At 70.8% G+C, this 12,926-nt stretch carries 13 protein-coding genes; 12 read left to right on the top strand and 1 reads right to left on the bottom strand.

Annotated features, from left to right (window positions below; genetic code table 11):
* The first annotated feature begins 74 nt into the window (after positions 1-74).
* The 10 genes from ACQP2T_RS41770 to ACQP2T_RS41725 are packed head-to-tail and all read left to right on the top strand — an operon-like array spanning position 75 to position 9,361.
* Positions 75-863: an enoyl-CoA hydratase/isomerase family protein gene (locus ACQP2T_RS41770; RefSeq protein WP_433510368.1), complete on the top strand. Its 789-nt coding sequence runs from the start codon at positions 75-77 to the stop codon at positions 861-863.
* A 12-nt stretch (positions 864-875) separates the two neighbouring features.
* Complete coding sequence (locus ACQP2T_RS41765) at positions 876-1,265, top strand: Zn-ribbon domain-containing OB-fold protein (protein ID WP_433519904.1); 390 nt, start codon at positions 876-878, stop codon at positions 1,263-1,265.
* Positions 1,262-2,407, top strand: coding sequence for a thiolase family protein (locus ACQP2T_RS41760; RefSeq protein ID WP_433510367.1), 1,146 nt, complete (start codon positions 1,262-1,264; stop codon positions 2,405-2,407). The genes ACQP2T_RS41765 and ACQP2T_RS41760 overlap by 4 nt, the downstream gene beginning before the upstream one ends.
* Before the next feature lie 25 nt (positions 2,408-2,432).
* Positions 2,433-3,635: an acyl-CoA dehydrogenase family protein gene (locus ACQP2T_RS41755; RefSeq protein ID WP_433510366.1), complete on the top strand. Its 1,203-nt coding sequence runs from the start codon at positions 2,433-2,435 to the stop codon at positions 3,633-3,635.
* On the top strand, positions 3,632-4,597 hold the full coding sequence (locus tag ACQP2T_RS41750; protein WP_433510365.1) for a phosphotransferase family protein: 966 nt from the start codon (positions 3,632-3,634) through the stop codon (positions 4,595-4,597). The genes ACQP2T_RS41755 and ACQP2T_RS41750 overlap by 4 nt, the downstream gene beginning before the upstream one ends.
* Positions 4,598-5,815 (top strand): acyl-CoA dehydrogenase family protein, encoded by a 1,218-nt coding sequence (locus ACQP2T_RS41745; protein ID WP_433510364.1) that lies wholly within the window; start codon positions 4,598-4,600, stop codon positions 5,813-5,815.
* A complete protein-coding gene (locus ACQP2T_RS41740) occupies positions 5,812-6,582 on the top strand; it encodes an SDR family oxidoreductase (RefSeq protein ID WP_433510363.1) in 771 nt (256 codons plus the stop codon). Before ACQP2T_RS41745 ends, ACQP2T_RS41740 begins: the two co-directional genes overlap by 4 nt.
* On the top strand, positions 6,579-7,331 hold the full coding sequence (locus ACQP2T_RS41735; protein WP_433510362.1) for an SDR family NAD(P)-dependent oxidoreductase: 753 nt from the start codon (positions 6,579-6,581) through the stop codon (positions 7,329-7,331). Before ACQP2T_RS41740 ends, ACQP2T_RS41735 begins: the two co-directional genes overlap by 4 nt.
* A complete protein-coding gene (locus ACQP2T_RS41730; RefSeq protein ID WP_433510361.1) occupies positions 7,328-8,155 on the top strand; it encodes an enoyl-CoA hydratase/isomerase family protein in 828 nt (275 codons plus the stop codon). Before ACQP2T_RS41735 ends, ACQP2T_RS41730 begins: the two co-directional genes overlap by 4 nt.
* 57 nt (positions 8,156-8,212) lie before the next feature.
* Positions 8,213-9,361, top strand: a complete 1,149-nt coding sequence (locus ACQP2T_RS41725) for an acetyl-CoA C-acetyltransferase (RefSeq protein WP_433510360.1) — start codon at positions 8,213-8,215, stop codon at positions 9,359-9,361.
* Here ACQP2T_RS41725 and ACQP2T_RS41720 read toward each other — a convergent pair whose 3' ends face one another.
* Entirely contained in the window at positions 9,362-10,057 is a 696-nt protein-coding gene (locus ACQP2T_RS41720) for an alpha/beta fold hydrolase (protein WP_433510359.1), read from the bottom strand.
* A gap of 121 nt (positions 10,058-10,178) precedes the next feature.
* Between ACQP2T_RS41720 and ACQP2T_RS41715 the strand changes: the two genes are divergently transcribed.
* Both ACQP2T_RS41715 and ACQP2T_RS41710 read left to right on the top strand, forming a co-directional pair.
* Positions 10,179-12,002 (top strand): CocE/NonD family hydrolase, encoded by a 1,824-nt coding sequence (locus ACQP2T_RS41715; protein ID WP_433510358.1) that lies wholly within the window; start codon positions 10,179-10,181, stop codon positions 12,000-12,002.
* A gap of 160 nt (positions 12,003-12,162) precedes the next feature.
* Positions 12,163-12,789: a TetR/AcrR family transcriptional regulator gene (locus ACQP2T_RS41710; protein ID WP_433510357.1), complete on the top strand. Its 627-nt coding sequence runs from the start codon at positions 12,163-12,165 to the stop codon at positions 12,787-12,789.
* The last annotated feature ends 137 nt before the right edge of the window (positions 12,790-12,926 follow it).

Genomic DNA, 12,926 nt, shown 5'->3' with positions numbered 1-12,926 from the left:
TCGCACAATACCCGCTATTGACAGGGCCGCAGTCGGCCCATAGAACTGTACTGAATTCAGTTCAAGGAGGAACGTTGTCGGTAGACGAAGAGATCCAGTTCGAGCGCGATGGCAACGTCGCGAGAGTCTGGCTCAACCGCCCGTGGAAGAAGAACTGTGTAACCCTGCCGATACTCAAGCGGCTCGACGAGATCATCACCGAGGTCGACGCCGACCCCGAACTACGCGTCCTGGTGCTGCGCGGCCGGGGCGGCACGTTCTGCTCGGGCTTCGACCTCGACGAGTTGCAGGCCGACTACATCGGCAGCAGCACGGCCATGGACGTGGCGGTCATCTCGGCGAAGGTCTGCGACCGGCTGTACTCGATGAGCACCCCCTCGGTGGCGGTGCTGGAGGGTCATGTCACGGCCGGCGGGTTCGAGCTCATGATCTCCTGTGACTTCGCGATCGCCGCGGACGACGCCAAGATCGGCGACTTCCACATCCGCCGGGCGCTGTTCGGCGGCGCGGGACCGATCTACCGGGTGCCCCGCATGATCGGCATCCGCAAGACCAAGGAGCTGATGCTCACCGGCAAGCTGCTGAGCGGCGTCGAGGCGGCCGACTTCGACCTGATCAACAAGTCGGCGCCCGCGGCGGAGCTCGATGCCACGGTCGATGAGTTCATCAGCCACCTGACCGACAAGAGCCCCTTCCAGATGCGGATCACCAAGATGACCATCGACCGCAGCCTGGAGGCCGACATCCAGTCGCTGATGGTGATGGAGCACCTGGCCGTCGGCGTGACGCTCAACTCCCAGGACGCCGCCGAGGGCGTGGCCGCGTTCCTGGAGAAGCGCGAGCCGAAGTGGAAGGGTCGCTGACCGGTGTCGACGATGGCACCGGCCGGCCTGCGGGGCTCGCGGTGCGGTGAGTGCGCGGTGACGGTCTACCCGGCCGACGACGCCTGTCCGCGGTGCGGGCGGGCGACGTCCGAGGTGACGCTGTCCTCGGCGGGGGAGCTGTGGACGTGGACCGTTCAGCGGTTCGCCCCGAAATCACCCCCGTACGCGCCGCCGCCGGAGGGCTTCCGGCCGTTCGCCGTGGGGTATGTGGAGCTGCCGGAGGGCGTCCGCGTCGCGGCGGTGCTCGACGTCGGCGACCTCGACTCGATCCGGATCGGCATGCCGCTGCGGATCGAGCCCGCCACCGGAGTGCCACGCGCGGTCCCGACCGAGCCCGCCACCGGAGTGCCACGCGCTGTCCCGATCGAGGGCGCCCGATGACGGACGTCCTGATCGCCGGTGCCGGCATGTCGCCCTTCGGGCGCACCGAGCACACGACCGGCCGCCGGCATGCCGTGCACGCGGTGAACGCCGCACTCGCCGACGCCGGGATCGCGTGGTCACGGGTGGGAGCGGCGTTCGGCGGCAGCGACGCCGCCGGGCTGGCCGACACCCTGGTGGCCCAGCTGGGTCTGACCGGCCTGCCGTTCGTCAACGTCAAGAACGGCTGCGCGACGGGCGGCAGCGCCCTGGTGTCGGCGGTGAACGCCATCCGCGCCGGCATGGCCGACGTGGTGCTGGCCGTCGGGTTCGACAAGCACCCACGCGGCGCCTTCGACCCGATGCCGGCCGACTGGGGCCTGGACGAGGCCTACGGGCGCGACGGGCTGATGGTCACCACCCAGTTCTTCGGCATGAAGATCCGCCGCTACATGCACGACCACGGGATCAGCTCCCGTACCCTCGCGCTGGTCGCGGAGAAGGCCTACCGCAACGGCGCCCGCAACCCCAACGCCTGGCGGCGCACGCCGATGACCGCCGACGAGATCCTCGCCTCCGGCCTGGTCAGCGACCCGCTGACCCGCTACATGTTCTGCTCCCCAGGAGAAGGCGCGGCCGCGCTGGTGCTGTGCAGCGCCGAGGTAGCCGGGAAGCTGACGAGCGTTCCGGTGACCCTGCGATCGGCGGTCGTGCGCTCGCGCCGCTTCGGCTCGTTCGAGGTCTTCAGCCCGTGGATCGCCGGTGGCGAGCTGAGCAGCGTGACCAGGGACGCCGCGGCGGCAGCGTTCGAGGCGGCCGGGGTCGCCCCCGGCGACGTCGATGTGTGCCAGCTGCAGGACACCGAGAGCGGTGCCGAGGTGATGCACATGGCCGAGTGCGGGTTCTGCGAGGACGGTGAGCAGGAGAAGCTGATCGCCTCGCGCGCCACCGAGATCGGCGGCTCGTTGCCGGTCAACACCGACGGCGGCTGCATCGCCAACGGCGAGCCCATCGGCGCGTCGGGTCTGCGCCAGGTCTGCGAGGTGGTCCGGCAACTGCGCGGACAGGCCGGAGACCGGCAGGTGCCCGGCCGGCCGAGAGTCGGATTCACCCACGTGTACGGCGCCCCGGGCGTGAGCGCCTGCACGGTGTTGTCCCTATAACGGTGCTGTCCCGATAGAGGAACTGATGAGCGATAGTCCGGCATCTGAGAAGTTCAGGGCAGAGGCCCGCGACTGGCTCGCGTCGGTCGCCCGGCCGCGGCGGGCGAACGGTGCCTGGGGCACCGGCGACGACTCGGTCGCGGTGTTCGAGAACTGGTCCGAACAGGAGGAGCGCGAGCACACCGAACGGATCCGAGCCTGGGAGGTGACCCGGTTCGAGGCGGGCTGGGGCGCGCTGAGCTGGCCGGCCGAGTTCGGCGGACGCGGCCTGCCCGTGTTCTACGAGCAGCTCTACCGGCAGGAGGAGGCCGCCTTCGACGTCCCGCGCCGCACCGAGATCTTCCCGGTCACCCAGCAACTGGTGGCCCCGGCCGTCCGGATCTGGGGCACGCCGGAGCAGCGGGAGCGCTGGATCAGGCCGATGCTGCGCGCGGACGAGCTGGCCTGCCAGCTGTTCTCCGAGACCGAGGCCGGGTCCGATCTGGCCGCGGTCCGTACGCGGGCGGTTCGCGACGGCGACACCTGGGTGCTCGACGGGCACAAGGTGTGGACCTCGGGGGCGACGGTCGCGTCCTGGGGCGTGGCCGTCTGCCGTACCGATCCTGACGTGCGCAAACACGCGGGCATCACGGTGTTCATGGTTCCGATGGACGCCCCGGGCGTCACCATTCGCCCCATCCGGCAGATGACCGGCGGGATCAGCTTCAACGAGGTATACCTCGACGGCGTCGTCGTCCCCGACACCTATCGGCTGGGCCCCGTCGGCGAGGGATGGCGGGTCACCCTGACGGTGCTGGCCGCCGAACGGCTCGACTCCGGCGCCCTCGGCCTGGACAACGCCGACCGCGCCGTCGAGCTGGCCCGGCACCTGCCGCGGCCGCTCACCGGCCACGAGCAGAACCTCGCGGCCGACCTGTACGTACGCACGCTCGTCCAGCGCCTCATCGGCCTGCGCGTGACCGCGGCGCTGGTCTCCGGCCGTGAACCGGGAGCCGAGGCGTCGGTGGGCAAGCTCTACGCCACCGAGACCATGCGCCGCACCAGCGACCTGGTCCTGCAACTCCTCGGGCCGCGCCTGGTCGCCGACACCGGGGAGTGGGGCACCTTCGCCTGGACCGAGCACCTGCTGGGCGCGCCCGGCTACAGCATCGCCGGCGGGACCGACGAGATCCAGCGCACCATCCTGTCCGAGCGGGTGCTCGGCCTGCCCAAGGAGCCCGTACGATGACCGCCGACCTCGCTTCGCCAGACCTGGCCGACCGGGTCGCCGGCGCGTTCCCCGGGCAGCGGGTGGGCCCGCTGGAGACGCTCGCCGGCGGCCACTCCGGACTCACCTACGTGGTCACGGTGGGAGAGCGCAAGCACGTCGTCAAGGCGGTTCCGCCCGCCGAGCGGCCGGTGGGCCGCAACGACATGCTCCGCCAGGCCCGGGTGCTCCAGGCGCTGGCCGGTACGGCGGTGCCCGTCCCGGAGGTGGTGGCGGTCGACGAGCGGCGACCGGCTTGGTTCGCCATGGAGTTCGTCCCCGGTGAGGCCGCGGAACCGGTGCTCGACGAGCACGATCTCACTCCGGAGCTGGCCCGCGCCCGCATGCTGGAAGCCGCCCGCGTCCTGCGGCGGCTGCACGATCTCGACGTCGCCTCCCTGACGCTGGACGCGCCACCGCCTCGCGACGCGGTCGCCGAGCTCGGCCAGTGGAGCCGCACGATGCGCGCCGTTCCCGCCGAGCTGCGCCCCGGATCCGACGACCTGCTCCACCGGCTCGCCCAGGACGTGCCGGCCGATCTGCCGCCGGTCCTGGTGCACGGCGACTTCCGGCTCGGCAACGTCCTGTACCGGGCGCGGGAGGCGGCGGCCGTCGTCGACTGGGAGATCTGGAGCGTCGGCGACCCGCGTACGGACCTGGCCTGGTTCCTGCTGTTCGCCGACCACCGCAACTTCCCCTCGCTGGGCAGGGAACTGCCCGGACTGCCCACCGAGGCGGAGCTGCTGGACGCCTACCTCGCGGGCGCCGCGCCGCTGCCCCGCTTCGACTGGTTCCGCGCGCTCGGCCGGATGAAGATGGCCGCGATCATGGGCCACAACCTGCGGCGGCACCGCGAGGGCCGGATCCACGACCCCGACCAGGAACGCCTGCCGCCGACCATCGCCGCCATGATCCGCACAGCGCACGACTTTCTAGGGACATAAGTGGATTTCGCCTACTCGCCCCGCGCACGCGAGCTCCAGACTCGGATGCGGTCCTTCATGGAGCAGCACGTCTACCCCGCCGAACCCGTCTACGACCGGCAGCTCGCCACCGCCGGCGACCCGCACGCCCTGCCCCCCGTGATGCTCGAACTCAAGGAGAAGGCGCGCGCCGAGGGCCTGTGGAACCTGTTCATGTCCCACGGCGACTGGGGTGCCAACCTGACGAACCTGGAGTACGCGCCGCTCGCCGAACTGGCCGGCGGCTGCGTCTTCGGGCCGGAGGTGTTCAACTGCTCCGCCCCGGACACCGGGAACATGGAGCTGCTGGCCCTGTTCGGCACCCCCGAGCAGCAGGAGCGGTGGCTGCGCCCGTTGCTGGCGGCCGAGATACGGTCGTGCTTCGCCATGACCGAGCCCGACGTGGCCAGCTCCGACCCCCGGAACCTGCGCACCAGGATCACCCGCGACGGCGACAGCTACCTGGTCAACGGCCACAAGTGGTACACCTCGGGTATCCTCGACCCGGACTGCAAGCTGATCATCCTCATGGGGGTGACCGACCCGGACGCCGACCCGTACCGGCGCCAGAGCATGTTGCTCGTCCCCCGGGACACCCCCGGCATCACGGTGCTGCGAGACCTGCCCATGTTCGGCTACACCGACCGGCTCGGGCACGGTGACGTGCTCTTCGAGGACGTACGCGTACCCGCCGCCAACCTGCTCGGCGGCGAGGGCGACGGCTTCGCGCTCGCCCAAGGGCGGCTCGGACCAGGGCGGATGCACTACGCCATGCGCGCGGTCGGGTTCGCCGAACGGGCCCTCGCGCTCATGTGCCGTCGCGTGCTCGACCGCGAGGCGTTCGGCGGCCCGCTGGCCGACCAGGGCGTCGTGCGCGAATGGATCGGGCGCAGCCGCATCGAGGTCGAACAGGTGCGGCTGCTGGTGCTCAAGTCCGCGTGGCTGATGGACACCGTCGGCAACTCCGCGGCCCGCATGGAGGTCGCGGCCATCAAGGTGGCGGCGCTGGAGACGGCGCACCGGGTGGTGGACCGGGCCGTCCAGGCGTTCGGCGCGGCCGGGGTCAGCGACGACACCGTCCTGGCCCGGCTGTTCGCGATCACCAGGGCGCTGCGCATCGCCGACGGGCCCGACGAGGTCCACCTGCGTACCGTCGCCCGCCAGGAACTGGCCAAATACCGAAACAAGGGGGCGGCATGAACGAGCTCGACGGCCGGACAGCGGTGATCACCGGTGGGTCCCGCGGCATCGGGCTGGCCATCGCGCACGCCTACCGGGCCGCGGGAGCGCACGTGGTCATCGCCGCGCGCAAGGCGGAGGGGCTGGCCGGCGCCCGTGCCGAGCTGCTGCGCACCGAGGCGGGCGGGGACGTGCACACGGTCGTGGCCAACGCCGGCGAGCCGGAGCAGGCACAGCGCTGCATCGACGAGACGATGGAGCGCTACGGCCGGGTGGACGTCCTGGTCAACAACGCCGCCACCAACCCGTACCACGGCGACCTGCTCGACCTCGACCTGCCCCGCGCGGAGAAGACGGTGCGGGTCAACCAGTACGGGATGATCGCCTGGACCCGATGCGCCTGGAACGCCTCGATGGCCGAACACGGAGGCGCCGTCGTCAACATCGCCTCGGTGGGCGGGCTGATCGTCGACCCGCACATCGGCTACTACAACGCCACCAAGGCCGCCATGATCCACATGACTCGGCAGCTCGCCTACGAGCTCGGCCCCAAGGCGCGCGTCAACGCCATCGCACCGGGACTGATCAAGACCGAGCTGGCGCGGGCCGTCTGGGAGGCGCGCGAGCCCATTCTCACCGCGAAGCTGCCGCTGCGGCGGCTGGGCACGCCCGAGGACGTGGCGAGCGCGGCGCTCTTCCTGGCCTCGGACGCCTCCTCCTGGATCACCGGCCAGACCCTCGTCATCGACGGCGGCGCGCTGGCTCTGCCGATCGGGGTCGACGGGTGATCGACCACCTGTTCTCCCTGAGCGGGCGGACGGCCGTGGTCACCGGGGCCTCCTCCGGACTCGGGGCCCGATTCGCGGCGGTCCTGGCCGCCTCCGGGGCGACCGTGTTCGCGGCGGCCAGGCGGGCCGACCGGCTGGCGGAGCTGGCGGCCGGTGATCCCCGTATCCACCCGGTGGCCTGCGACGTCAGCCGCGAAGACGATCGCGAACGGCTGGTCGCGACCGCCGTGGCGGAGACCGGCCGGTTCGACGTCCTGATCAACAACGCCGGTGTCGCGGGCGGAACCCGCGCCGAGGACGAGAGCTCGCAGGACTTCGCCGACGTTCTCGCCGTGAACCTGGTCGCTCCGTTCCATATGGCCAACCTCATGGCCGCGACGTCCGGCACCGGCCGCAGCATCGTGAACGTCGCCTCCATCCTGGGCCTGGTGTCGGCGGCCCCGATGGGCGGCGCGAGCTACGCGGCCTCCAAGGCGGGGCTGGTGGGGCTGACTCGCGAGCTGGCCGGCCAGTGGGGTCAGGCCGGCGTGCGGGTCAACGCGCTGGCGCCGGGCTGGTTCCGATCCGAGATGACCGAGGAGCTGTTCGCCGACGCTCGGTCCAGTCGGTGGGTCGAGAGGAACACGATGCTGGGCCGTGGCGGGGATCCCGCCGAGCTCGACGGCGCCCTGCTCTTCCTCGCCTCGGACGCCTCCTCGTACTGCACCGGACAGGTTCTGGTCGTAGACGGCGGCTGGACGGCTAGATGAGCGTCGGCGAGAAGAGTGTCGGCGAGAAGAGTGTCACGGTGGAGGTCCTGGACGGGGTGGCGGACATCGTCCTGTGCCGGGGCGAGCGCGGCAACGCCATCGATCTGGATCTGGCGCGCGAGCTGCGGAACGCCGCCCAGGTCTGCCTGAGCGAGAACGTCCGGGCGGTTCTGCTGCGCGGCGCGGGGCGAGCCTTCTGCGTCGGCGGCGATCTGCGCGAGTTCTCCGGTCTGCGGGGAAGAGCGCTGGAGGAGCACCTGATCGAGGTGACGGACGCGCTGCACGGAGCGTTGCGGATCTTCGCCACGATGGACGCGCCGCTCGTCGCGCAGGTGCAGGGAGCCGTCGCCGGTGCCGGAGTCGGACTGGCCGCCGCCGCGGACCTCACCATCGCGGCGGACGACGCGACGTTCACGCTCGCCTACACCGGCATCGGCTACTCGCCGGACGCCGGGGTGACCTGGTCGCTGCCTCGGCTGGTCGGTCCCAAGCGGGCGCTGGACCTGCTGCTCACCAACCGCCGGATCTCCGCGCGGGAAGCGGCCGACATGGGGCTCGTGACGACCGTGGTGGCCGCCGAGCGGCTGCCGGCAGAGGCTCGGCGGGTGGCCGCCACGCTCGCGCGGGGGGCGACCGGCGCCTTCGGCGCGACCCGGCGGCTGGTGTCCGACGCGCTGTCCAGCGACCTCGACGCGCACCTGGACCGTGAGGCCCGCGCTCTGGCCTCGGCGGCGACCTCCCCCGAAGGGGAGGAGGGCGTGGCCGCCTTCCTGGGCAAGCGCCCCGCTCGCTTCCTGGGCGGCACCGAGCAGCGCGGCCTGTGACCCGAGCCGCCAGACCTTTCCCTTATCTCCCTTATTGACTGACCGGAGTGGATCATTGTGGCCGAAGCCTTCATCGTCGATGCCGTCCGTACCCCTGTCGGACGCCGCAACGGGGCGCTGAGCGGGGTTCACCCCGCCGACCTGGGCGCCCACGTGATGCGTTCGCTCATCGCCCGCACCGGGATCGACCCCGGGGCCGTCGATGACGTCTTCTTCGGCTGCGTCGGCCAGATCGGCGCGCAGACGGGCAACATCGCCCGTACGTCATGGCTGACCGCCGGGCTGCCCCAGCACGTGCCCGGCACCACCATCGACCGGCAGTGCGGCTCGTCGCAGCAGGCCGTCCACTTCGCCGCCCAGGCCGTCATGTCCGGCACCGCCGACCTCGTCGTCGCCGGCGGCGTCGAGGTCATGAGTCTGGTGCCCATCTCAAGCCCGGCCGTCCTGGGGGAGCGTGAGGGCATGGGCGCGCCGTACGACGGGGCGGGCTGGCGGGCTCGCTTCGGCGAGGAGGAGGTGTCGCAGTTTCGTGGCGCCGAGCTGATCGCGCGAAAGTGGGACGTCTCGCGGCTGGACATGGAGCATTTCGCCCTGGACAGTCATCGGCGCGCGGTCGCGGCATGGTCGGACGGGGTTTTCGGCGAGGAGGTCGTGCCCGCGTTCGGCCTGGAGGCCGACGAGGGGCCGCGGGGCGACACCAGCTTGGAGAAGATGGCGGGGCTGAGGACCCTCAGCGAGGGCGGCCGGCTGACCGCCGCGGTGTCGAGCCAGATCTCGGACGGCGCCGCCGCGTTGCTCGTCGCCTCGCAGGACGCGGTGCGCCGCTACGGGCTCACGCCGCTGGCCCGGGTCCACAGCATGGCCGTCGTCGGCTCGGACCCGATCTACATGCTCACCGGGCCCATCCCGGCCACCGAGAAGATCCTGGATCGTGCTGGTCTGTCCATCGGCGACATCGATCTGATCGAGATCAACGAGGCGTTCGCGTCGGTGGTGCTGGCCTGGCGCAAGGAGATCGGGGCGGCGCCCGAGCGGACCAACGCGTTCGGGGGAGCGATCGCGCTCGGCCACCCGCTGGGCGCCACCGGGGCGCGGCTGATGACGACCCTGGTGCACCAGTTGCGGCGCACCGGGGGACGCTACGGCCTGCAGACGATGTGCGAGGGAGGCGGCATGGCCAACGCCACGATCATCGAACGGATGTGATCAGCCGTGGACGGCGTTGAGGATGGCGGCGAGCCTGTCCGGCGCGCTGATCATCGCCATGTGCCCGGTGTCGAGATCGACGACCTCCGGGCGGAGCAGCGCGATGGATCGTTGCTGCAGCTCCTCGACGTAGCACAGGTCCCGGGTGAGGTGCACGTACGTGCGCCGGATCGCGCGGTGGTAGCCGCTCAGGTCCACGACCTCGCTCAGCAGCGCGGCCGAGTCGTCGATCAGCCGGTCCAGGGTCGCCGTGGTGGTCGCCTCGTCCATGTCGTCGCACAGCATCGCGGCGGCCCCCTCGCGGGTCTGGTGGTAGACGCCACCGGCGATGGACCGCTCGACCAGGTCCCGTACGCCCGGATCGATCTGGTCGAGCACCCGTGAGCGGTCGGGAGGCACGACGGCCGACACGAGAACGACGGCCCGGATCCGCTCCGGCACGAGGTCCAGCACGCGTGGCACGGTGACCCCGGCGAAGGAGTGACCGACCAGCACGATGTCGCGCAGGTCCTTCGCCTCGACGTCCTCGCGGACGGCTTCGGCGCAGTCGGCGAGGGTGACCGTGCGCAGGTCGGCTCCGGCGCGCGTGCCACGGCCGGGAAGGTCGACGGCCAGCGCCTCGGCGTTCAGATGGGGGATCAGCTCGTCCCAGCAGTTCGCGCCGAAGCCGGCGCCATGGATGAGTACGAACGGCATGGGAGGCCTCCTCGTGGATGACTACCAGCGAACCCTAATTGAATTCAGCTCTGGCGTACAGGACCGCTCCTGTCGCACACTGCTTCTTAGATCAAGTGAATTCAGTTCGGGAAGGTGCGAGATGGCCACATCTTGGCATCGGCGGGCCTGGTCCGTCGTCCTCGCGGGCGTGCTCGCCGCGGTCCTGCTCGCCGGGGGTCAGGCCCCCGCACGGGCCGACCGGCAGGCGCCCACTCCATGGCCGGGCGGGCGATGGGAGCCGGGACCCGCCCGCTACGGCACCACGGTCGTCTCGGACGTTCCCGTCCGGATGGACGACGGCGTGACCCTCACGGCCACGGTCGCCTATCCGACGGATCCGGCGACCGGGCGGCGCGCCTCCGGCCGGTTCCCGGTGATCCTGCAGCAGACGCCGTACACGGACGCGGTCAATCCGTTCTTCGTCCCGTACGGATACATCTTCGCGACCGTCCGGTCACGGGGGACCGGGACGTCCGGTGGCGAGTTCGGCTACGTGTCGGCCCGCGACCACCGCGACGGCGTCCGGACCGTCTACTGGGCCGCCCGTGAACTGGACGGCTCCAACGGCGTCGTCGGTGGATACGGCTGCTCCTACGCCGGGGAGACCCAGCTCTACACCGCCGCCGGCATCGGCCGCGGCTCGCCCCTGAAGACGATCATCCCCACCTGCACCGCGCAGGACTACCTGCGCGAGACATTCCTGGTGGACGGGATCCTGACGGGGGACTTCCCGTTCCTCAAGCGCGCGGCCGCCTCCGTCGGCGACACCCCCTCGGCGAAGTCCTTCTTCGCCGGCCTGGTCACGGAGATCGAGAGCGGAGGCGACGCCGCCTACAACCGTGACTTCTGGCGTTCGCGCCAGCCCATCACCTTCGCCCAGGACATCGTGGACAACGACATCCCCGCCCTGCTGTGGAGCGGATGGGACGACGTGGTCATTCGAGGCGCGACCGAGTTCTACACGGGGTTGCAGAACGCCTACCACGACCGCCCCGTCCAGGCCGCGATGGATCCCGGCCAGCCGGTGACCGGGCGCTATCAGATCATCGTCGGCCCTTGGGGGCACGGTCAGGGGCTCGACAACACCATCATGCTCGAGTGGTACGACACGTGGTTGAAGCACGCCAACACCGGCATCGACCGGACGGGCACCCCGATGCACCTGTACGAACTGCGGACCGACCGCTGGGTCAACGCGGCACGATACCCGATCGTCACCGACTACACCACGTACTACCTCCACGCGAACGGGGCGCTCAAGCCCACCCGGTCGGCCGAGGGCGGCGACCCGATCGCGTGGGCCGCGCCGGACGCGGCGGGCGGCACGCTCACCTACTCGACGCCTCCTCTCGCCGACGGCGCCACCCTGGCGGGACCCGTCAGCGCGGCCGTGTACGCCAGTTCCAGCAACACCAACCTCGAGCTGATCGCCACCCTCTCCGACGTCGCACCGGACGGGACGGCGGCGCCCATCACGTTCGGGGCGGTGCTCGGCAGCCAGCGCGCCCTCGATCCCGGGAAGACCTGGCGTGACCGCGACGGGACGATCATCCGCCCCTACACCCGGCAGACCGGCGACAGCTACCTGACACCGGGCGAGGTCACCCGTTTCGACATAGCGCTCCACCCGCGCCTCTGGGCGGTGCGCCCCGGACATTCCGTTCGCCTCACGCTCACCACCCAGACCCCCGCCGCCGCTTGCGCGGGCGCCAACGTCCTTCCGTGCGCGCTCACCGCGCCGGCGCAGGCCACGGTGCCCGGTGGCGTCTACCAAGTGCGACGCGGGTCGTCCTCGGTGAGCCTGCCGCTCCTGCCCGCAGAATGCTTCCGTACGGCAGCCAGTGCGGTCACCCCGACGAGCGGTGGCCTCTCCCAGCCCATGGACTGGTCCGCCGAACGGCCGGGCCACCCTTGCCAGCGCTAATGGCGGGTGTAGCGGTCGCTTGACCGACAACCGGGACGCGCGAGCACCTTCGATGGGTAAGATGACGGGGAATGAAACTAGAACCGAGTTCAAGTCAGGTCGGCGGCAGCGGCCGGCCGGGCCGCGACGTTTCCCAGGCGCATACATGGGGGGTGCGGTGATGAAGGCGACGAAGATCGTCGAGCCGGACGAAAGCCCCCGTTCCAAGCGGCGGGCGATCCTGGCGGCCGCGGTCAAGAACTTCGGTAAGACCGGCTACGAGGCCACCAAGTGGTCGGTGGTCGCCGATCAGGTGGGGATCGGGCAGACCGCGCTCTATCACTACTTCGAGTCGAAGGCGCATTGCCTGCTCACGATCATGCGGCTTGAGCTCCAGCGTTCGCTGGAGATGTTCACGAAGGCGACCGCCGATCAGCCCGACTCGATGGAGGCCTTGCGGGCGGCGGTGCGTTCGGCGTACGCGGTGTCCGAGCAGAATGTGCTGCAGATGCGGATCCTGCAGAACAACCTGGCCATTCTCGCGGTGCCCCGCAACTCCAAGAAGGAGGAGGCCGAGCGGCTCGCGGCTCGCGAGCTCGTGCACGGCATCGAGGCGGCCTGGACCGAGTTGCTGGAGCGCGGGATGGCCGAGGGGGTCTTCGCGCGCCGTGACGCGCACACGCTGGCCCTGAACATGCTCGGCATGATCGTGAGCGTCTGGCGCTGGTATCGCCCCAAGGGCCTGGTGACGTTGTCCTCCGTGAGCGAGCTGACCGAAGACTGCTGCGTGCGGATGGTCGCGCCGTAACGCTGGCCACAATGACCGGCACGACCTGCGCCTAAGGTCGTGCCGGTCGCTCTGTTCCGGGCCTGGGGCGAGTCGCGCGCCCGATGTTTCCTTTTCCCGGCATTCCGCTATTGCCCCATGGTGAGCGCGGCGATACA

Origin of the sequence: Nonomuraea sp. CA-143628, assembly GCF_050942315.1 — a bacterium.
In the GTDB taxonomy this organism is placed as follows: domain Bacteria; phylum Actinomycetota; class Actinomycetes; order Streptosporangiales; family Streptosporangiaceae; genus Nonomuraea.
This window is presented reverse-complemented; position numbering and strand designations above follow the sequence as displayed.